This is a genomic window from Prevotella sp. C561, assembly GCF_000224595.1.
Taxonomy (GTDB): domain Bacteria; phylum Bacteroidota; class Bacteroidia; order Bacteroidales; family Bacteroidaceae; genus Prevotella; species Prevotella jejuni.
Window position 1 is genome coordinate 150,457 of the sequence record NZ_JH114147.1, and the last position, 20,924, is coordinate 171,380.

Annotated in this window: 16 protein-coding genes; 8 read left to right on the top strand and 8 right to left on the bottom strand. The window is 41.4% G+C overall.

Features of this window, described 5'->3' with window-relative positions; translation table 11 throughout:
- Nucleotides 1–28: 28 nt before the first annotated feature.
- The gene (gene typA / locus HMPREF0666_RS10335) at nucleotides 29–1,831 is read right to left on the bottom strand and encodes a translational GTPase TypA (protein ID WP_009012324.1); all 1,803 of its coding nucleotides are present in this window, start codon (nucleotides 1,829–1,831) and stop codon (nucleotides 29–31) included.
- Between the two features lie 207 nt (nucleotides 1,832–2,038).
- Here typA and rpsO point away from each other — a divergent pair, with 207 nt between their 5' ends.
- A complete protein-coding gene (gene rpsO, locus HMPREF0666_RS10340; protein WP_004360506.1) occupies nucleotides 2,039–2,314 on the top strand; it encodes a 30S ribosomal protein S15 in 276 nt (91 codons plus the stop codon).
- A gap of 314 nt (nucleotides 2,315–2,628) precedes the next feature.
- Here rpsO and HMPREF0666_RS10345 read toward each other — a convergent pair whose 3' ends face one another.
- From HMPREF0666_RS10345 to HMPREF0666_RS10375, 7 genes are all read right to left on the bottom strand, one after another.
- Entirely contained in the window at nucleotides 2,629–5,064 is a 2,436-nt protein-coding gene (locus tag HMPREF0666_RS10345; RefSeq protein ID WP_009012325.1) for a C10 family peptidase, read from the bottom strand.
- Between the two features lie 113 nt (nucleotides 5,065–5,177).
- Complete coding sequence (gene folK / locus HMPREF0666_RS10350; protein WP_009012326.1) at nucleotides 5,178–5,588, bottom strand: 2-amino-4-hydroxy-6-hydroxymethyldihydropteridine diphosphokinase; 411 nt, start codon at nucleotides 5,586–5,588, stop codon at nucleotides 5,178–5,180.
- A gap of 1 nt (nucleotide 5,589) precedes the next feature.
- The gene (locus tag HMPREF0666_RS10355) at nucleotides 5,590–6,774 is read right to left on the bottom strand and encodes an S-adenosylmethionine:tRNA ribosyltransferase-isomerase (protein ID WP_009012327.1); all 1,185 of its coding nucleotides are present in this window, start codon (nucleotides 6,772–6,774) and stop codon (nucleotides 5,590–5,592) included.
- Between the two features lie 21 nt (nucleotides 6,775–6,795).
- On the bottom strand, nucleotides 6,796–7,494 hold the full coding sequence (gene truB / locus HMPREF0666_RS10360) for a tRNA pseudouridine(55) synthase TruB (RefSeq protein WP_009012328.1): 699 nt from the start codon (nucleotides 7,492–7,494) through the stop codon (nucleotides 6,796–6,798).
- A gap of 21 nt (nucleotides 7,495–7,515) precedes the next feature.
- Complete coding sequence (locus tag HMPREF0666_RS10365; protein WP_009012329.1) at nucleotides 7,516–8,376, bottom strand: undecaprenyl-diphosphate phosphatase; 861 nt, start codon at nucleotides 8,374–8,376, stop codon at nucleotides 7,516–7,518.
- Nucleotides 8,376–8,618 (bottom strand): DUF3098 domain-containing protein, encoded by a 243-nt coding sequence (locus HMPREF0666_RS10370; protein WP_009012330.1) that lies wholly within the window; start codon nucleotides 8,616–8,618, stop codon nucleotides 8,376–8,378. Before HMPREF0666_RS10370 ends, HMPREF0666_RS10365 begins: the two co-directional genes overlap by 1 nt.
- Before the next feature lie 93 nt (nucleotides 8,619–8,711).
- Nucleotides 8,712–9,590: an ABC transporter permease gene (locus tag HMPREF0666_RS10375; RefSeq protein ID WP_009012331.1), complete on the bottom strand. Its 879-nt coding sequence runs from the start codon at nucleotides 9,588–9,590 to the stop codon at nucleotides 8,712–8,714.
- A 1,109-nt stretch (nucleotides 9,591–10,699) separates the two neighbouring features.
- Between HMPREF0666_RS10375 and HMPREF0666_RS10380 the strand changes: the two genes are divergently transcribed.
- The 7 genes from HMPREF0666_RS10380 to HMPREF0666_RS10410 all read left to right on the top strand — a co-directional run bounded on the left by HMPREF0666_RS10380 (nucleotide 10,700) and on the right by HMPREF0666_RS10410 (nucleotide 20,922).
- A complete protein-coding gene (locus HMPREF0666_RS10380) occupies nucleotides 10,700–11,383 on the top strand; it encodes an outer membrane beta-barrel protein (protein WP_009012333.1) in 684 nt (227 codons plus the stop codon).
- 197 nt (nucleotides 11,384–11,580) lie between these two features.
- Complete coding sequence (locus HMPREF0666_RS10385; RefSeq protein ID WP_042856285.1) at nucleotides 11,581–12,858, top strand: DUF3078 domain-containing protein; 1,278 nt, start codon at nucleotides 11,581–11,583, stop codon at nucleotides 12,856–12,858.
- A gap of 379 nt (nucleotides 12,859–13,237) precedes the next feature.
- Nucleotides 13,238–16,723, top strand: a complete 3,486-nt coding sequence (locus HMPREF0666_RS10390; RefSeq protein WP_009012335.1) for a SusC/RagA family TonB-linked outer membrane protein — start codon at nucleotides 13,238–13,240, stop codon at nucleotides 16,721–16,723.
- Nucleotides 16,724–16,729: 6 nt separating this feature from the next.
- A complete protein-coding gene (locus HMPREF0666_RS10395; RefSeq protein WP_009012336.1) occupies nucleotides 16,730–18,277 on the top strand; it encodes a RagB/SusD family nutrient uptake outer membrane protein in 1,548 nt (515 codons plus the stop codon).
- 41 nt (nucleotides 18,278–18,318) lie between these two features.
- Nucleotides 18,319–18,951 carry a fasciclin domain-containing protein gene (locus HMPREF0666_RS10400; protein WP_009012337.1) on the top strand — a complete coding sequence of 211 codons (633 nt, stop codon included), beginning with the start codon at nucleotides 18,319–18,321 and terminating at the stop codon, nucleotides 18,949–18,951.
- Nucleotides 18,952–18,953: 2 nt separating this feature from the next.
- Nucleotides 18,954–19,427: a hypothetical protein gene (locus HMPREF0666_RS10405; RefSeq protein WP_042856273.1), complete on the top strand. Its 474-nt coding sequence runs from the start codon at nucleotides 18,954–18,956 to the stop codon at nucleotides 19,425–19,427.
- A 166-nt stretch (nucleotides 19,428–19,593) separates the two neighbouring features.
- The gene (locus HMPREF0666_RS10410; RefSeq protein WP_009012339.1) at nucleotides 19,594–20,922 is read left to right on the top strand and encodes a thioredoxin family protein; all 1,329 of its coding nucleotides are present in this window, start codon (nucleotides 19,594–19,596) and stop codon (nucleotides 20,920–20,922) included.
- Nucleotides 20,923–20,924 lie beyond the last annotated feature (2 nt).

Genomic DNA, 20,924 nt, shown 5'->3' on the forward strand with positions numbered 1-20,924 from the left:
GCCCCTCGTCTTATGATTGAAATAAGATTTATTCTTTACTCTCGCGCTTACGATCATTATGATCGAGCGTAATCTTACGCATACGAATGTTCTTTGGGGTTACCTCAACATACTCGTTGCCCTTGATGTACTCAAGACATTCCTCAAGACTCATCTCAGTCTTAGGGATAACGCGTGCCTTCTCGTCAGAACCAGATGCACGGACGTTGGTCAACTGCTTTGCCTTCGTAACGTTGATAACGAGGTCGTTGTCGTGAACATGCTCACCAACAACCTGTCCGCCATAAACTTCCTCACCAGAATCAATGAAGAACTTACCACGATCTTGTAGTTTGTCGATAGCGTAAGCGTAGGCAGTACCAGCTTCCAATGCAATCATTGAACCATTTGTACGACGTACGATCTCGCCCTTGAATGGCTGATAATCTTTGAAACGGTGTGCCATGATAGCTTCACCCTGGCTGGCTGTTAAGACGTTGGTACGTAGACCAATGATACCACGTGATGGTATTTCAAAGGTGATGTTCACACGCTCACCCTCAGCATCCATACCGAGAAGATCACCCTTACGACGAGTCACCATATCAATCATCTTACTTGAGAAATCAGTTGGAACGTTGATTGTCAGCTCCTCAATAGGCTCACACTTCTGACCATCAATCTCCTTATAGATAACCTGTGGCTGACCAACCTGCAACTCATAGCCCTCGCGACGCATTGTCTCAATGAGGACAGAGAGGTGAAGTACACCACGACCGCTAACAATCCACTTATCCATAGAGTCCTCCATAGGACGCACACGCAGTGCAAGGTTCTTCTCAAGTTCCTTATTCAGACGATCGCTAATGTGACGAGAGGTACAGAACTTACCTTCTTTTCCGAAGAAAGGAGAGTCGTTAATCGTGAAGAGCATACTCATTGTTGGCTCATCAACAGCGATTGGTGGTAGTGGTTCAGGATTCTCAAAATCAGCAATTGTATCACCAATCTCAAACTTCTCCAAACCAATCACAGCACAAATATCGCCTGAGTCTACATGGTCTGTCTTCTTATGTCCCATACCCTCGAAGGTATGAAGCTCCTTAATCTTAGTGCGTTCCTGTGTTCCGTCACGATGACAGATAGTGATGTTCTGTCCATCCTTCAGTGTGCCACGATGTACACGACCAACGGCAATACGTCCGGTGTAGCTTGAATAGTCCAAAGATGTAATCAACATCTGTGGTGTTCCTTCAAGTTGTTTAGGGGCTGGAATGGCCTCAATAATAAGGTCAAGTAGATATTCAATGTTATCTGTAGGCTTCTTCCAATCCTCACTCATCCAGCCATTCTTAGCTGATCCATAGACAACTGGGAAATTCAACTGGTCTTCTGTAGCGTTAAGGTCGCACATGAGATCGAATACCATCTCATATACTTCCTCAGGACGACAGTTTGGTTTGTCTACCTTGTTGATAACAACAACTGGTTTCAAACCAAGCTGAAGGGCCTTTTGTAGCACAAAACGTGTCTGTGGCATAGGACCTTCAAAAGCGTCAACGAGCAACAGACAACCGTCTGCCATGTTCAATACACGCTCTACCTCACCACCGAAATCAGAGTGACCCGGGGTGTCGAGAATATTGATTTTTACTCCTTTCCAATTAATACTTACATTCTTACTGAGAATTGTTATCCCTCGTTCGCGCTCCAAGTCGTTAGAGTCGAGAACCTCTCCACTGTTGTCTTGTCCGTCACGGAAAAGTTTTCCTGCGAGCATCATCTTATCAACCAAGGTTGTCTTACCGTGGTCTACGTGCGCAATAACTGCGATGTTACGAATATCTTGCATTTAATTACCTTAAAAAAGCTTACGCTAAATTTATGGTGCAAAAGTACGAATAAAAAATGGAAAACGTTTGTGGTTCCAATAAAAAGTTGTAACTTTGCACAGCATTTTCGGAACGTCCGATGCATTTGATGTCGTAACCCGTTGTGATTAAGGCGGCTAACGACGGAAAGATGTAATTGCAAATCACATTAATCACACAAACAAATTATGTATTTAGACAAGACTAAGAAGGCAGAGATCTTCGCTCAGTATGGTAAGGCACAGAGTACAACTGACACAGGTTCAGCTGAGAGCCAGATTGCTCTTTTCTCTTATCGTATCAAGCACTTGACTGAGCACGTTAAGAAGAACCGCAAGGACTACGTTACAACTCGTTCATTGACACAGCTCGTAGGTAAGCGTCGTGCATTGCTCGATTACCTCTACGATCGTGACATTGAGCGCTACCGTGCTATTATCAAGGCTTTGGGTCTCCGTAAGTAAGCTTTTAAGAAGCAACGAAATAAAGGTAAGAAAGTTAAGGTTGGCTTGTCCATACCTTACTTTCTTACCTTTTTTCATTTACTATTCATGCTATCTTACTTTTGCTATATGCTTGATTAAGTTTTAAAAAGAACGCAAGGAAAGGAAGAACCTATATAAAGGTTTTCTTAATTACTATATCTTTCTATTTATAGGAAATCGGTCAATGGGTATTTAATAATAATACTCAATGACCGATTTCTTTCTTATTTCTTCCTAAGAAGCTCACATTCTCTATGCGTGCTGTATCTGTTATAAGATAGGATTAGCTTATATTATTTCTTAATTATCTTTTTACCATCTACGATATAGATACCTGCAGGGAGTTCTTCCCAAGGCTGTGATAGGCGAAGCCCTTGCAAGGTAAAGATGTCCAGTGCTCTGCTCTGCTTGGTTTTAAGCAAGTTAATACCAGTAGGTTTCAACTCATCAACCGTAGAGAATGTGTTGCGTAACACATTTGGATTCCAAATGTCTTCTCGTTTTCCATCCCTTTCAACCTCAATATGTATCTCGTATGAATGATTAGGCTCTAATTGAGAAGCAGCAAAGGTGATACGTGTCTGTGCTGCATTGTTGTCTGCATCACATGGAAGATAAATATTATTGATGGTACCCAAGTCTATCCACTTGTTACTTGTCAAATCGAGCAGACGATAATGAATTGGACCACGGTAGCCATTCCTAATCTGATAGCCAGATACTTTAGAATGTACTTGCAGACTGATATTCTTTATCTTATTAAGTTGGAAGGTGCTGTAATTGGCGTATTCACCATCGACATAGTAGTCGAGGAAAGTTAATTCGATATTTCCATTATTGACATAAGGTAATACTTCGATCTCGAATGGCTCTTTCATGTCAATAGGAATCTCTACTTCGGTTCCTTTTCTATTGGCTTTTATTGATAGTTTGACGTCATATTTACCTCTTGGAAGATTCCCTAAACTTGGTTTGTTGTAATATAGTGGGAGCATATTAATGACAAAGGTTGTTCGTCCAAGACGTTGCGCAACAACGTTTGGAGTAAGTAGATAACCATTATATTCTTTCTTTGTCTCTTGATTTGTAAGTGTCATTACAAGTTCGCCACGCACTTCTTCACGTCCAGGATTGTACATCGTAAAGCTGTATGCACCCTTAAATCCAGAACCTTCATAGTAAGGTGCAAGTAGGCTTGGTGCCTTCTCAATAATAACTACATCCTTTGGGTTGTTTGTATTGAATTGTACTGCATTTGGAGTGAGTCTTACTTCTATTTCATTGGCGTGATTGATAGGTTTCCAGTCACCATGTTCCTTCGTCTTGGTATCGAGCATCTCAGAGAATACTGGTACTAAACGGTAGTTTCCGTCAGCAATACCCTTAAAGTTAATATCAGCAACATCAAAGGACATGGAAGTAAAGATAGATGCCCAAGTCTGGTCGCTTGCAGTTGAGTTGAAGATTTTTACTCGTTCGTTCTTGTCATTATAAAGGGCAAGTGCAACCTTCCCAGTGAATACACCAAGTTCACCTTTCACGGAACTATACGAGCCTAACTTCTCAATCTTTGCACTGAAACTTTCAGAACGGTTTGCTTCTGTCTTGTCAATAGTGAGCGATGTGGTGGTTCTTGCATCTAATCCGCGTTCTATATCCTTGAAAGGTGTAGCCTTACCGTCGTTAGGATGGGCAAAGACAACTGAGATATCGTCCCAGAATGTTCCACTATTGAGGGCAAAGCCTGAAACATTAAGGGTAACTATGTTGATGTCGAAGTATCCGTCGTTTTCACCTCCCCAGCCCCAATTGGTGTGGATGAGGCCCTGCTCATCATAGCCATCATAAACAAAGGCATGAGGACCACCTACCACTAAGACAGGATATCCGTCTGAGATTTCTTGCATCACCTCATTGAGGAAGTCATTGGCAGGAAGGAAGTTTTTGTCAAGATAACGCACGGTATAGTCGAACTTATCGCGAAGTGCATTGCAAGCATATTGTAAGTTTGAGTCACTACCTCTATAATAGTATCTCATATTGACAGCCTTACCAATATCAGACATCAATACGCCAACGGCTTGTCGAGAATGTTCCGTTCTCATCTCATTAGTCGTGTTCTTCATCTCATCCCACCAATAAGTAGCGCTCTTCTTAGCATCATCACCTGTCGATGCTATATAATCTTGTGGTCGATTCTTAGGCCATTTGTTGTAGAACATCACCTGTGCTGTGGCTGTTGCAACACAACCAGTAGGTGTATGCTGTCCATTACTTAGTGGGGTGTACTTATTGAAAGGGTCATACTGGCTCCACTTACAAGTAAGCAAGGGTTCTACCTTTCGTTTGATAGGACGCTGTGGGGTAGTAGCTGTAGCTTTAGACCGCACTTCTTTTACAACACGTTCATATTCCTTTAAGAACAGTTTGAAGTATGGAGGCTTATCGTTGGGGTTTTCTGTCATCTTATCTCCATAACCCACGAGCTCGTTGAGTTTACTTTCTCCAGAGATAATAACGAATTTCTTGTCGTTTGGATTAGTAAAAATGTAATAGGCAGGTTGCTCATTAGCTTGTGATGAGCGGGTCTTGGGGGTATCGTTCGATAGTTTGGGATTGCTAATGTATTTGGTAGCTATACTCAAAGCTTGTGCTTTAGTGATAGGATCTGCATTGGCAAGGAAGATGTTTGTAAACGCAGTTACCACAAATAATAATGTTCTTTTCATTTGTTTATCTTATTAGTCAAAGTTTGGGTTTGTTATATTTTACGTCAGGGTTGTATAAGTTTAAGAATATTTCCGACAAATAGATTTAGTTTATTTTACGGTGTGAAGAGCGCTTACTCCTCCCATATCTCCTTCAAGGGAAGCATTACAAAATCACGTTCTTCCATAAGAGGGTGGGGGATGATAAGGTCAGGCTCATTGATGTTTAGCTTGTCATAAAGCAGGATATCAATATCTATGATGCGGTCTGTATATTGTGCATTGATAGACTTTTTTACTCGTCCCATCTCTATTTCTATGGCTTGAGTAGTCTCTAATAACTGTCGGGGAGCAAGAGAGGTAGAGACACATACGCAGGAATTGAGGAAGAGATTAGGGCTTTCAAAGCCCCAAGGCTCTGTCTCATGGAAAGAAGATTGGCGCAATACTGTGCCAATCTTTCCTTCTATTCGTGTTATCGCCTCGTGCATAATGGCCTTTCTATTACCAAGATTGGTGCCGAGGGATAAATAAACTATGTGCATATTAATCGTTAAGAATCAGTAGAGAGTCGCCGAAGCAACCAAACATATAACCATTCTTTACCGCCTTATCGTATGCCTCCATCACAAGGTCGTAACCTCCAAAGGCTGCTGTTTCCATCAATAGTGTTGAGTATGGATGATAGAAATTCACCAGCATTGAGTCGGCAAAGCCAAAGTTGTAAGGAGGGAAGATAAATTCATTGGTCCAACCATCATACTCCTTTATCATACCATCAGTGCCAACAGCTGTCTCTGTAGCTTTGACAACACTTGCACCAACAGCACAGATATGATGTCCTGCCTGCTTAGCACCGTTAGCGATACGACATGCGTCAGCATTGATGTGCATCTCCTCTGAATCCATCTTATGCTTTGTAAGGTCCTCTACCTCAATATCATGGAAGGTGCCTAAGCCACAATGTAGTGTGATAAAGGCCTTCTTGATGCCTTTGATATCCATCATCTTCATCATGTGTTCAGAGAAATGGATATTTGTACCAGGTGCTGACACGGCACCTTCATGCTTTGCAAAGACAGACTGGAAATTCTCCATGTCGTCAGCTGTTGCGTGTGCAAACTCTTCCCCATCCTCCTTAGGACGGTTATCAATGACGTAGCGTGGTAATGGAGCCTCTCCCAAAGCAAATAACTCACGCTTGAACTCATCGTGCGGACAGTCGTAAAGGAAGCGGAGAGTACGACCACGAGAGGTAGTATTGTCTATAACTTCAGCTACCATCGTGCCAGACTCATCAAAGAAAAGCTTGTTACCGATACGAATCTTACGTGCAGGCTCTACCAATACATCCCAAAGACGCATCTCCTGATTGAGTTCACGAAGGAGGAATACCTCAATCTTCGCATCAGTCTTCTCCTTTGTACCATATAGACGAGCAGGGAATACCTTCGTATCATTGAAGATAAAGGCATCTCCCTCATCGAAGTAGTTGAATACATCTTTGAATCGGATGTAGTCTTCTTCAGTAGGTTCACCGTCGATATCAGCCTTGAACATATCAATCTTTCCTGACTTACGGTGTAACACCATCAGCCTACCTTCATCACGACGAGTGACGGTGAAGGTCTGTGTGCTACCATCAGTACGTGTCAGAACACGTTCAGAAGAATGTGGATATAAGGCTACCTGCTCTTTTGGCAAGTTGAATTTAAACTGTGAAAGCTTCATATTTATATATTGGGGAGTTTATTATTTTTCTATTGTTTGTTGCTGGAGCCATGCGTCAAACTGGTCATAATTGACACAGTCTTCTACTCTGACGTCTCCAACACGTGTGCGACGTAAGGCAGTAAGGTAGGCCCCGCTATTCAGCGCACGACCAAGATCGCGTGCCAATGCACGAATATAAGTACCTTTACCGCAGACGACACGGATTGAGAGTTGCATCTTCTCTACATCGAAGTCTAATATTTCTATCTCGTCAATGCGAATATTCTTAGGTTTCAGCGTTACTTCCTTACCTTTTCTTCGATAGTCGAAAGCACGTTTACCATCCACCTTCACAGCACTATAAGTGGGTGGAATTTGTTCGATATCACCCACAAACTGAGGTAGTGTAGCGTCTATCAGCTCCCTTGTAATATGTTCTGTTGGGAAATTTTCATTTACCTCATGTTCCATATCGTAGCTCGGTGTGGTAGCACCCAACTGTAGGGTCGCTGTATATTCCTTTGTGTGAGTCTGCAAAGTCTCAATCTGCTTTGTCATCTTACCCGTTGCAAGGATGAGAACTCCTGTCGCTAAAGGGTCTAATGTACCGGCATGACCAATCTTTACCTTCCCATCATTCGCCTGTGTACAAAGGTAGCGTACGTGTGCTAACGCCTTGAAACTGGTGATTCCGTAGGGCTTGTCAATAGGGATGATTACTCCTTCTTTGAAGTTCATTAGTATGATAAGTATATGAGATTAGTCAACCATATTCAGTGGAATATCACAGAGCAGCATTATAATAATGATAAGGCCAACGATGATACGATACCAGCCGAACCATTTGAAACCATACTTTGCAAGGAAACTTACGAACCATTTCATTGCCAATAGCGCAACGATGAATGATACAACACAGCCTACAGCGAGCATTGTAAGGTTATGAGCAGAAGCCCATGTACTGTCACTATTTAACAAGTCATACATGTCAAGTACGGTTGCACCAGCCATAGTTGGTACCGCAAGGAAGAATGAGTATTCAGCTGCACGTTTGCGTGTTAACCCACTTGCCATACCTCCCACGATGGTTGCCATAGAGCGGCTTGTGCCAGGAATGAGAGATAAGCACTGGAAAAGACCAATGCGGATAGCACGTTTCTCTGTTATCTGGTTTTCTTCTTTTCCTTTGTTAAAGATCTTGTCACAGTAGAGCATGAATATACCACCCACTACGAGCATTATTGCAACAGCCCATACAGATTCAAGCAACCAATCAAGTAGACCGCTTTTCTTAGCTGGTAGACCAATTATAAATGCTGGAATAACCCCAACAAATAGCAACCAATAGAAGCGTATAGGGTGGATAAATCTTTTGAATTTAGACTTCTCATCAGCTGGTACTGGTGTGTGGTCGATTTGGAAAAAGCGTTTCCAATATAGACATACCACAGAGAGGATTGCACCAAACTGTATGATGAACGTGAAGGCATGTACAAATTCATCGTTTGCAGGGACACCCAGAAGTTTCTGAGTGATAATCATGTGACCCGTAGATGACACTGGAAGGAACTCCGTCAGTCCTTCAATAATAGAGATAATAATCGTTTGTAAAAGTGTCATTAGTCCTCCATTCCTTTCGTTTCTTTCGGCTGATATAGAATAGCACCAATGATAGAGATAAAACCAATAAAGGTGACGATAGGTGCTACTGTGATGTGACGAGCATTAAAGATATTTGGGTCGAATACCGTCTCTGTGGAGGATCCGCCACTCATAAGGATAAAGCCGATAATAACAACGGCTATACCTATAGCCAACAAGATAAAGTTGGTCTTACCAAAAGCTAAATTTCTTTTGTCCATATTGTTTGTTTGAGGAGTTCAAGAGCGTTAGGGGGAGTTAAGACAAGACAGCCTTCACCACCTAAGAAGTCTTTTACCTTATTTACGTTTTGTTTATATTTTATAGAGGTCACCTGCCTTCATACGCAGGAACTTGTTTACTGACAACCATGAGCAGAAGGTCGCAATAATCACACCAAAGGCTAACATAACGAATGCTGTGATAACCAATGCATCCCATGACAATACTTTTGTAATATCTGGCTCGTAATCATAGAGGAAGCATATCCCAACCCCCAAGACTGCAATAGCTAATAGGGCAGAGACGAGTCCTTCTAATACAGCGCGTCGTAAGAATGGTGCACGGATGAAACTCCATGATGCTCCAACGAGTTTCATCGTGTGGATTGAGAAGCGTCGTGCATATATACTCAGACGGATAGTGTTGTTTATCAGAGAGAAGGAGACAATGGTGAGCAAGACGGCAATGACTAACAGCACCAGACTAATCTTACCCAACGTTTGGTTTACACTCTCTACTAAACTCTGTGGATAGGTGATGTCGCTCACACCACGATAGGTTCGCAGTTGCTGAACGATGTTACGAATAGAGTCGTTGTTGGCATAGTTGGCCTTTAGTTGTACTTCTATCTCTCCTGTAAATGGATTCTCACCTGCAAACTCGGCAGGGTTAGCACCCAATTCTCGAGTTCCTTCCTTCAAAGCCTGCTCCTTGCTGATAAAGTTCAGGCTATTGATATAATGCAAGTTGCGAATACGTTGACAAAGAGCAGAGCTCTCCTCCGTATTCATATCGGGCTGGAGAATCATGGTGATAGTAAGATTCTCCTTCACGTAAGAACTAAGATTGCGACTGGTAAAGCCTGTAAGTACGACCATACCAATCAGCATCAGCACCATAGCTGTACTGATACATAGTGTGACAACCTGCAGACTATGACGACTGCGGGCTTTGTTTCTTTTTTTTGCCATTTCTTTAATAAGGTATAATACACCAAAGTTGTTGCAAAGATACAGCAAAATAAGGTAATGACAAAAGAAATTATATTTTATTTAGAGATAATAGGTGAAACTTTTGCACACGCCACTGTGGAAGGGTGGGAGAGAGCGGTTTGATTAAAAGAAATTCTTCCGAGCAATTTAGGACTTAGGCGACTCTAACAGAAGAGATACTATTCCGTAAACTACGAAAATAGTTTTATTTTTATTTGCTGTCATAATTAACATTTCATGTAATTCTACTGTCAGTTAGTGACTTAGGTGATGATATACGATGACAGATATGACAGCAAATTCAAAACTCCCTTGAAAAGGATGTTTCCGCTTGCTACTTTTTCGAGTGGGGTTGGACAAGTGGGTAAGACATGTTTTTCAGTTTCTCTTAAGAATAAGCAGAATGATAAAAGATACTTAAATGATGAAGGACTGTGGTAGCTCTTTGATTCGATTTCACCTGCCATTCACATCATACGGGTGGAACCTTGATACATGCTGTGGGGGCTGTTCGCATGCTATGTTTTAAGTATTGAAACGTTGGAAGAAGATGGAGTGGGAAGGAGTTTAAAGGTTTCGTTTTGAGCGTCAATAAGGTTGAGTTTGTAAACCTTTTTCCTGTCTCTCCAAAACAATACTTGCCCTTCAAGGTTTAAGAAGACGCCTAATTACGTTCAAGAACATGCCCTTCTTGCCTCTTGGAGACGCCCTTCTTGCCCCTAATTAGGCCTCTTCTTGAAACGAGTTCATAACCATTTGATATGTTGTTGATTACAAAGATGATTGTTGGGGGGTCTTCGTGGTTTTTAAGACATATATATAGAATGTAGATGTAAAGATTTTTTTCGTATCATAGAAAGCTGTGAAGAGGCTATCTTTTGTCTGTGTTATGGCTGTTATCCGTTGGTAAGGTTTGGTGTAAATCAAAGACTTTAATTGCAATATTTCTCAATATTAGGCATGTAAATAGAACTCGATATATAACTTTCGGGGGATGAAAGACTCACAAATAGTATAAGGTATTGCAATAAAATCATGTAAAATACGTTTAACAGACATAATATTTAACAAAATAAAATACAAAACCTATGAAACGAATAGCAGTTCTAATTGTGTTAGTTACATCAACTTTGGTATCAATGGCACAGAACAAGCCGGGTACATGGTCAGTGATACCGCATGTAGGAGTGTCAATTTCTTCTTTGTTAGGTGGGTCTGGTATTTACGAAGTGGGCGATAACATGACTGTAGAGGTTAAACCTCATGCATTGTTAGGGTTCGTTGGAGGCGCTGATGTGATGTATCAGGCTTCTGATGCCGTAAGTCTTTCTGCTGGCTTATCATTTGTTCAAGCAGGCTGTAAATTGGAGGATTATACTGATGAACACACTACAGTTTATGATCGTTACTTGCGAATAAATTATGTGAGTATGCCGATTTTAGTTCATAATAAGTTGTTGCCAGGTCTTTCTGTTAAGGTTGGTATAGAACCAACCTGCCTGTTTAATGCTAATAATCATGAAGTACAACAGTCGTATGAAGTAGACAAGGAGGGTAAAAAGTCTAATTTCCATGAGGATGAGTTTACTATCGATATGAAGAATGGTATGCGTAAGTTTGGTCTTTCAATACCAGTTGGTGTAAGCTATGAGTACGAAAATGTTGTGTTAGGAGCATTATATCATGTGGGAGTCTTTAATATTTACAAGAAAGGCGACTCTTCTCGTAACAGCGTATTTGAGGTGTCTGTAGGCTATAAATTAAATCTTTAAGACAACGCTAAGGAGTATTCTTTGTTATTCAAGAAATACCATAACCATTGGATGTAAGAGTTAGTTGTCTTTCATTTCAGGATGAAGTGGAAGACAACTAATTATATGGGTAAATTGCTTATAGTGATTAAGATTTTCAGTAAATAGGGCCGTAAATTGAAAAAAATACTGTAAGTTTGCACATTATATTAAGTATGATGAAACGGAACTTTTTAATCACATTATTTTTAATGATATGCTTGGGCGCTGTTGCTCAAGTGAGTCATCCTGTCTCTGTTCGTAGCGATGAACGACCATCAATGGATAAGATACAAGTGTATGTTGACTCATTAAACGCATTAAAAGACAGTGTTTTTACGTCAAAAAAGCCTAAGATACGTCGTGAACAGAGACTGCGTAGGAATGATATGCGATTGTTTCTACCGTTGACCTATTATGGTAATGTAGCAGAGAAATTGTTCACACGAGATAGAAATGACAACCCTATTTTGTCAGAGTTGATGCACCTTTATCTGACACGTCCTGACCTTGTCAGAGGGACTGATAGGATGGTACAACAGCAGCAGACAAAGTTGGATGATATAAATGCGCCAATCCATCATGACCCAACATTGGTCGAGAAGGTGCCAGAAACACCTGTTGAGCCAACGACAGTGCCAGTGGAGGTTATGATAAAACGACCTAATTTCTGGACGTTTAATGGTGATTATGCTTTGCAATTCCTGCAGAACTACGTTTCTGGGAACTGGTATAGAGGTGGCGAAAGTAACTATTCAGCATTGGCTTCTTTGGTGATGCAGGCCAATTACAACAATAAACAGAAATTGAAATGGGAAAACCGTTTAGAACTGAAATACGGTTTACAGAGTAGTCGTTCAGACTCTTTGCATAGTTTCAAGAGTACAGAAGACTTGATACGGCTCACCTCTAAACTTGGCTTACAGGCAACGAAGCGGTGGTACTATACGGTGCAGTTTATTGGTAATACACAATTTAGTCGTTCTTATCGCTCTAACGACCCAAAGGTATATTCAGCTTTCGTTGCTCCGTTGAACATAAACCTCTCTATCGGTATGGATTACTCGGTCGACTGGATGAACCACCGTTTGAAGGGTAACTTCCATTTAGCTCCCTTGGCTTATAACATGAAGTACACTCGCATGTTGGAGTTGACTCGCCGTTTGGGTATCAAGGATGGTAATCATTTCCTGCATGACTTCGGTTCTGAGTTTACTGTAGATTTAGAATGGAAGATGATGGAGTCGTTGACTTGGAAGACTCGTCTGTATGGCTATTCTACGTATAAACGCACAGAGTTAGAGTGGGAGAATACCTTTACCTTCCGCTTCAATCGATACATCTCAAGTCGGGTATTTATCTATCCTCGTTTTGACGATGGAGTACGTCGTGATGACCATTATGCCTTCTGGCAGTTGAAGGAATTTGCATCAATAGGATTTCAGTATAGTTTCTAATATAGCAATTTGGACAAGGAAGGGGTAGAAATCTTTAATAAGCCTTGTTGGCAATATTTCTCTATGTGTCGAGAGAATACTCTTCTACGTATAGAGAAGGGAGAAAGTAAAGGGACTATTCGTGTTTAATAGGTAGGCATCTGTTCTATCTTAGAAGTCTCTTCTCCTTTCCGAGAAGGGGTGAGATGTCTTGTTATAGCTATTTTTCTTTTACTTTTTTTATGTCCAATTGGCTTTGATATCCAATATTTTTATGTACATTTGCATCGCAATCAATATTAATACCCTTTTTATGTAGAATCGTTGAGAGCGCATTTGCGAAGTAATCTAATTTGTTTAATAAGTTAATATCAAAAGTAATAACAATAAAGACTAATCAATGAAGTATCATCAACACATGTTTAGAACTTTAAGAAGCTTGCCTTCTTTGGTGTTTCTGACAGCTTTTATCTTGATGCTTTCGTGGAGTTCGCCTGCTTCTGCACAAGTAGCAGGAAAGAAGTTCTCGATTTCGTTTAAGGATAAAAGTGTTGCTCAGATTTTGGATTTCATTTCTACAAAGGGAGACTACAAGATTAATTACACGGATGATGTTAAGAACGATACGTTGCTTCTTACCATCTCGTTTGAGGATGTAGACGAACTGAGTGCTGTAGAAAACCTGTTGGCTCACTCATCTTTTGTCTATAATATTGACGGTAAGGTGATTGATGTCTTCAAGATGAAAAATGCTACACAGGGACAATACACCATTCATGGAACAGTAAAAGACAAGGACGGTTTGGGCGTCCCTTTTGCTATTGTACAGATTAAGGGAACGTCGAAAGGTGTTACTGCCGATGTTGATGGTAACTTCTCTATGCCTGTAGAAAAAGAGGAAGGAACTATCACTATCTCCAGTGTAGGCTATGACGCAAAGACACTAAAATACCATACTGGTAAGGCGATGAATGTTATCCTGACGTCATCTGCCGTTGCTATGGGTGAAGTTACGGTCGTTGCTTATGGTAAGAGGAATACACGTGAACAGGTGGGAGCCATTGCCTCTGTTAAAGTTGAAGATTTGCAGAAGGCACCAACAGCAAGTATTGAGAACCTCTTGCAGGGTCGTATGGCTGGTGTAGATGTGACTAACCTGTCTGGTTCACCTGGTGGTGGTGGCTCTCGCATCACGATTCGCGGCTTTAGCTCTCTCAATCAGAAGGGTATCAATGATGGTTCACCGCTTTACGTGATTGATGGTATACCAGTGTCAAGTAGTGCTGGGGATGCAACGGGCGGTATTAACCCATTGTCAGGACTTGACCCTTCAAGTATAGAGTCTGTGCAGGTGCTTAAAGATGCAGCATCAGCGTCACTCTATGGTTCACGTGCTGGTAATGGTGTTATCCTTATTACAACGAAAAAGGGTAAGTCGGGACGATCAGAAGTAAGCTTCAATTTTTCACAATCTCTTTCTTGGTTACCAAGTACACCAATGCAGACACTTGGTAAGGGTGAGCGTGATATAGCTCTTCTCTTGGCTAAGAACCAGAGAGGTGCACACTATGATTATATCACAGATAAGCTGATTTACCCTGGTTCTTATAAGGATTCATACGGTTGGGATGCTGATAATGATGGCGCCTACGACTACTTGTGGCGTAATGGTAGGGTGTTAGACCCAGATCGTCGACTACCAGGAATAGCACAAGACTCACTGAACACTTTCTATAACAACAGAACAAACTGGTGGAAATATGCCTTCCGTGTAGGTAGGGTGACCAAAGGTGACTTGTTGTTGGCTGGTGGTACAGATAATATAAGGTATATGGTTAATGCTGGTATCTACGATGAAACGGGTATTATGATTAGCTCTAATTTCCGTCGTTTCAGTTTGTTGAGTAATCTTGACTTTAACCTATCGACGAAGTTGAGTGCTTTCACACGTATCAACCTAACATACGCTACGCAGAAAGCTGGCTCGGATGGGGGACGTGTGCAAGGATTGACATTCGATCCAAAGCGTACGTCTACGCTCTTGCCGGGTAAGGGTAGTGTCGCGGAACAAGTGGCGTTAAGGCAGTTGAAGGATATTGATAAGACGAATTCAAATTATAATGTTCGTCTGAGTGTAGGCTTGAACTATAATATTATAAAAGGTCTGAAATTCTCTTCTACCTACTCGCTTGACCATTACTTCACACGTGTGTACACGTTCACACCTGATTATTTGAAGTATGATAAGAAGTCTGAGGTTCAGGCTTCCAATATTGCAATGACGAATATTCAGACTGAGAATATCCTTACTTATAACCTTGCATTGCCAAGCGAACATAAGTTGGAGCTGATGGCTGGTATGACTTATAACTATGACTTGCTGCAGAACCTAAGCGGTACAGCAAAGGGTGGCCCTACTAACTCTATTAAGTTTGCGGGTGAGGGATGGCCTTCTCTCTTCAATGATGGTGGAACAGTAAGAGCAGCACAAAGCTTCCTAACCAATCAGCAGGAGCAGTCATTGCTTAGTTTCTTGGGTCGTGCGGCATATAGCTATAAGAAACGTTACATGGCGGAGTTGTCTATTCGTGCGGATGGATCAAGTGTCTTCGGTAAGGATGTGCGCTGGGGAACATTCCCTTCTGTTGGTCTTGGCTGGGCATTCAGTGAGGAACATTTCATGAAGAAATTCTGGTGGTTGAGCTTTGGTAAGCTTCGTGCTTCTTGGGGTAAGTCTGGTCAGAAGTTCCAAGAACCTTATTTGGCATTGGGCGTGATGGAGGAGAGTAACATCTTTAATGGTTCGTTAGGTCTTATCCCACAGTCTATGGCTAATAAGAAACTTACTTGGGAGGAGAGTGATCAGTACGACCTCGGTCTTGACTTGCAGATGTTGGATTATCGCTTGAAGCTCAAGCTCGATTATTACTATAAGTATTCAAGTAAGCTGTTGATGCAGTCTTATCTGCCGGGTAATGTCTTCCTTGCTACAAGTATGTGGGACAATGCTTCTGCAATCTCTAACGAAGGTATCGAGTTCGAGGCTCAGTATGATGTTATCCGCAAGAAGAATTGGAATTGGAGCGTAGGCTTCAACCTTTCTCATAATAAGAATATGTTACGTAAGACATACAATGGCGAAGACCTTAACGACAAAGTATTAGGTCGCCCTGTCTATGGTATCTATACCTTTAAGGATGAGGGAATCGTTCAGAAGGAGGAAGATATCCCAATGTATCTTAATGCATCAGGTAAGCAGATTCCGCTTTACTTCCAATCAATCAATAATCCATTGCGTGTGGGCGGAAGAAAGATTAAGGACCAGAACTATGATGGTGTGATTGATGATAAGGACCTCTATTATGCTGGTAGTACTCTTCCTGCAGTCTACGGTGGTCTGAATAGCCACTTAGAGTGGAAGGGATTGAGCTTTGATGTACTCTTCAGCTATACCATCAGCCGTAAGGTGATGAATATGTATAAGAACAGTGCCTTCACCTTTACAAAGGACTTTGGCGTTATCATGAACTACTTCCACGCTAATGACTTCTGGACAACAAGCAATAGAGATGCGAAGTATCCATCACTTGAATTCGCTGACAAGGATTATGTAGGGCAGTTTGACGGTAATGTAGACTCTAACATTGAGAACATTAGTTTCTTACGTCTCAAGCAGTTGGTGATTGGTTATCAGTTACCAAAGAACTGGTTGAAGGGCTCTTTCATCAAAGATGCTAATGTATACCTTAGTGGAGAGAATCTGTTCTTGATTACTAATTATTCAGGAGTAGACCCTGAAGTTATCAATCCTTATTCTGGTAAGGATGATGGAACACAGTATCCATTGAATAGAAAGGTTACTTTGGGTCTTAACTTAAAATTCTAATAGACAATGAAGAAGATTATAATGCTCTCATTATGTGGTTGTCTTCTGTCCTCTTGTAGCCTTGATTTGCAGCCAGAGAACGGAATGACTTACAGCAACTCGTTCAATACAGAGAAAGAGCTGAACGCAACAACCACTTCTATTCTATATTATATCAATACTGTAGTAGGTAATAACTACGTCCTTTCAACAGCTGGCATGAAGGCTGACGAGATACTGGATGGCAAGCAGATGCGCGAGTGGAACCCACGAACAGTCATAGCAAGCGAGTATTCATGGAAGGGTCTTTATGACATTATCTTTGAGTCTAATCTGTTGCTTGATAATATAGATAAGACAAAAGGCTTGCCGGAAGAGCGTCGAAAGTACCATGTTGGACAGGCTGAGTTCGCTCTCGGATTGTCTTATTTCCTCTTGGCTCAGCGTTATGGGGAGGCTATCATCACTGAAAACTCCTCTGAGATAAAGCCTTACTCTTTGTCTTCACAAGCTGATGTACTCAACGCTGCGATAGAACATGCTAAGAAGGCATGGGATATTCTACCTACATGGGATAAGCTGACAGACTTGGATGGCGTTGCTATTACCAATCGTCAGACAGCCTCAAAGGGTACTGCTGCTGCTTTACTTGCACAGATTTACGCATGGAAAGGTAGTGTGACTGAACTTTATAAGTTGAAGGGTAATGCACAGGAAGATTATCAGAAATCTATTGATTACTCTACACAGCTTATCGATGGTCAGGTAGGTAACTATCAACTTTGTTCTTCTCCAGAAGAACTCTGTACGTATCTGTCTAATGAGAAGACACCTAATCCTGAGGCAATCTTCAGTCTTTACTTTGATAAGACACGCTCTGAGAATGTTGTCTCACCTAATGAGGTGGCGCAGAACTTTGTGAGCTGGCCTGTTAGAGAGGACCAGACGTTAGCTGATCTACCATCAAGTAGTACCTATCAGCTTTACACTTCAACAGTAGAAAGCTTGTTCCCAGATACTACTGACCAACGCCTACAAGCGTTCTTCTATCAGTGGGGTACACCACATGAGGTTGATGGGACGGATTATGCTATCATGTATAAGTTTAGAAAGGCAATATTGGATCCCGACCAGTATTCACCAAGTGGTAAAACCTACCGTACGGTAGATGCCGATTATGTCTATTGGCGTCTTGCAGATTTCTATCTTTTGAGAGCTGAATGCTATCAGAAGTTAGGTAACGAGGCAAAGGCTATTGCTGACCTTAATGTGATTCGTTCACGTGCTGGTGCACTTTCTTATCCATCAACCTACGATACAGAGGGACTGAAGAAGGCTATCTTCCTTGAGAGAGAGAAGGAGTTTATCGGTGAGAATGATGCTCGTTATGCTGATGTTATCCGTAATGGTTATGTGAAAGAAGAGTTACAGGGTAAATTCCTCTTGCTGACCAATCAGGATATTCAGGGTGGTGCGCTGTTCCTTCCACTTCCAAAGGATTCATGGCAAGATAAGGATGGACACATTATTAACACCCAGTTACGACAGAAACCATATTGGCAAGCTTATAACTAATAATGGGTTAGGAACGTTACAATAAATATATTGTTTGATAGATGAAAAAGATTATATATATAATAGTCGTGTGTCTGACGATGGGGATGCTCTCTGGTTGTACCCAGTATAATTTCGATGACACTGGTCTTGCCAATGGTAAGCACGATATGACGATGTGGGAATATTTCAAACGCGATAGCTATAACTGGGATTCTCTCTGCGTGATGACTGAGCGTGCTGGTTTAGTTTCTCTTTTCCAAGGTACAAGTCAGTACGGCAAGAACATCACGTTCTTTGGTCCTACCAATCATAGTATCAATCGTTATCTCTTTGATAATGGAATGACGAGAGTGTCAGATATTCCTGTTGCTGACTGTAAGAAGTTTATCTTGAATTGTGTTTTACCTAACAAGCGAGTGATGCTTGATGATTTTAAGGAAGGTGTTAAATCTTCTGATGCATCAACACCTATCGGTAAGGGTGGTGAGACGGTAGAGATGGCTTCTGGTAACCAGTTGTGGATTTATACATTCCGTGAGTCTTACAACAGTGTTCCTGGTGCTGGACCTTTGCGTATCCATTTGGTTTCTCCAACGACCACCAAGACTTCTGACGTTGCTTCATGTAATATTGAAACAAACACAGGAGTGGTTCACTCACTTGTATATGACTTCAACTTAACCGACTTTTAAAAATGAAAAAGATGAAGAAAGGAATCGCATTGCTGTGCCTTATGGCTTTTACAATAGGTTTTATGGTATCATGCAGTAAGATGGCTGTTGGCTATCTAAGGACAACGGGTGCATCGTTTACTCCTGACTCACTTAATGCCTTCCACAATGTAGACTCAACGAGTGACCGTGGTAAATACAAGCTACCATTCGTTTCAACACGTATTCAAGGTGTTGCTGGTACTAACCCTATCAATTATGAGTTGTCTGGGGTTAAGGCTGACAATCAAGAACAGGCACAGTTGTTTATGAAACTCTACAAGGAAGGTAAGATTTCTGTGACTGGTGGCTTGATAGTAGTTACACAAGATGCAGCACAACAGTTGCCTAATGGTAGATATCAACTCTCTATCAAGGTGTATAATGAAGACCATGAGGCTGTCTTGGAGAATATCTTCAAGGTGGTCGTGACTGATGATGAGCTACTTGTCGACTAATATTAATAATGGTAAATGACAAGTGCACATACTACGTTCAGCGTTGATTGAATATGTATTCTCGTCATTGTATGAGAAAGACAGACATGAGTAAATCTCAATGCTGTAAGTAGATGATGGTTAAATAGATAAATTGAATAAAACAATCCATTAAAAACAGATTAATATGAAAAGATGTAGATATATCTTACTGCTTGTATCTCTTTTGATGATGGCAGTTCAGCTCCGTGCACAGCAGGGTACAGAAGCAGCAAATGGCATCAAGTTCTTTAAGGGAACTTTCAATGAAGCTTTGGTAAAAGCTAAGCAAGAGAATAAGATACTGTTTGTTGACTTCTACGCAGTGTGGTGTGTTCCTTGTAAGAAGATGGCAAAGACTGTTTTCACACAAGAGGAAGTAGGAAAGTATTTCAATGAACACTTTATCAGTCTGCAGTTAGATGCAGAGAAGGGTGAGAATGTTGATATCGCCAAAAACTATAAGGTAGCAGCATATCCAACAGTAGCTTTCATTGCACCAGATGGCAAAGCTTTGTCTGTGAATACAGGTGCGATGGATAAGGATGAACTCATGGAAGCTGCTAAGATTGCTGCTGGAGAGAGTGTAAGTTTTGAGGAACTTTACAATAAGTACAAGGCTGATAACAACGACCTTGACGTTCAGCAGCAACTTCTTCTCAAGGCACCATCATTTTTGCAGGCGCAGGAAGGTATGGATGCAGATAAGTGGGTAACCCGTCTACAGAAACTTTATAAGAACTATGTAGCTGCTAAGGCACCATTGAAGCTTATCAATGAGAATGACTATCGTATCATTCTAACATTGGAGGGTGATGAAGATAAGGAGCACAAGCAGTATATGATTGACCTTATGAACGACCACCTTGATGACTGGATGAAGAAACTTGGTAAGGCACCTGCCTACTATATTGTTGAGGCTAACGACATCTTCGCTGAGGATATGGCAAAAGATGGCAACGTAAAGTATAAGGACTATGTAGAGAAAGTTAAGAACCAGTATGCAAAGGCATACGAGGTTGTTGGCTTGACAGGTATTACTCCATACGAGAAAGCAAAGCTCTACTTTGATGCTCTTTTCAACTTGTATAAGAATAAAGATGTAAATGGCTATGTGAAAGCTATGGAAACCTATTTTGGTAAGATGGAGAACAACCTCCGTTCAGCCGACTATGGTAAGGCTGCACAGAACCTCTACATGGCTGCAGGCAAGAGTCTGAAGGCTAAGGATCATGAGGTAGCTATTAAGTGGGCTGAGAAAGCTTTGTCACAGGAAGATGCTGTGATGGATCGTGTCAACTATATGGTAATGATAGGTGACTCTTATCGTGAGTTGAAGAACTATACCAAGGCACGTGAATACTATAACCAGGCATTTGCTGAGACACTCCGTTTAGAGAATATGGAGATGCCACAGGCTATGTTGCAGGGTGCAATCAAGCAGAAGCTCTCTACGCTCGAACTCCTTGAAAAGTAAAC

Coding starts and splice junctions, on each gene's coding strand:
- HMPREF0666_RS10385 (WP_042856285.1), top strand. CDS start 11,581: ATGAAACGGAACTTTTTAATCACATTATTTTTAATGATATGCTTGGGC.
- HMPREF0666_RS10380 (WP_009012333.1), top strand. CDS start 10,700: ATGAAACGAATAGCAGTTCTAATTGTGTTAGTTACATCAACTTTGGTA.
- truB (WP_009012328.1), bottom strand. CDS start 7,494: ATGAACTTCAAAGAAGGAGTAATCATCCCTATTGACAAGCCCTACGGA.
- HMPREF0666_RS10375 (WP_009012331.1), bottom strand. CDS start 9,590: ATGGCAAAAAAAAGAAACAAAGCCCGCAGTCGTCATAGTCTGCAGGTT.
- typA (WP_009012324.1), bottom strand. CDS start 1,831: ATGCAAGATATTCGTAACATCGCAGTTATTGCGCACGTAGACCACGGT.
- HMPREF0666_RS10395 (WP_009012336.1), top strand. CDS start 16,730: ATGAAGAAGATTATAATGCTCTCATTATGTGGTTGTCTTCTGTCCTCT.
- folK (WP_009012326.1), bottom strand. CDS start 5,588: ATGCACATAGTTTATTTATCCCTCGGCACCAATCTTGGTAATAGAAAG.
- HMPREF0666_RS10370 (WP_009012330.1), bottom strand. CDS start 8,618: ATGGACAAAAGAAATTTAGCTTTTGGTAAGACCAACTTTATCTTGTTG.
- HMPREF0666_RS10390 (WP_009012335.1), top strand. CDS start 13,238: ATGAAGTATCATCAACACATGTTTAGAACTTTAAGAAGCTTGCCTTCT.
- HMPREF0666_RS10405 (WP_042856273.1), top strand. CDS start 18,954: ATGAAAAAGATGAAGAAAGGAATCGCATTGCTGTGCCTTATGGCTTTT.
- rpsO (WP_004360506.1), top strand. CDS start 2,039: ATGTATTTAGACAAGACTAAGAAGGCAGAGATCTTCGCTCAGTATGGT.
- HMPREF0666_RS10345 (WP_009012325.1), bottom strand. CDS start 5,064: ATGAAAAGAACATTATTATTTGTGGTAACTGCGTTTACAAACATCTTC.
- HMPREF0666_RS10365 (WP_009012329.1), bottom strand. CDS start 8,376: ATGACACTTTTACAAACGATTATTATCTCTATTATTGAAGGACTGACG.
- HMPREF0666_RS10400 (WP_009012337.1), top strand. CDS start 18,319: ATGAAAAAGATTATATATATAATAGTCGTGTGTCTGACGATGGGGATG.
- HMPREF0666_RS10355 (WP_009012327.1), bottom strand. CDS start 6,774: ATGAAGCTTTCACAGTTTAAATTCAACTTGCCAAAAGAGCAGGTAGCC.
- HMPREF0666_RS10410 (WP_009012339.1), top strand. CDS start 19,594: ATGAAAAGATGTAGATATATCTTACTGCTTGTATCTCTTTTGATGATG.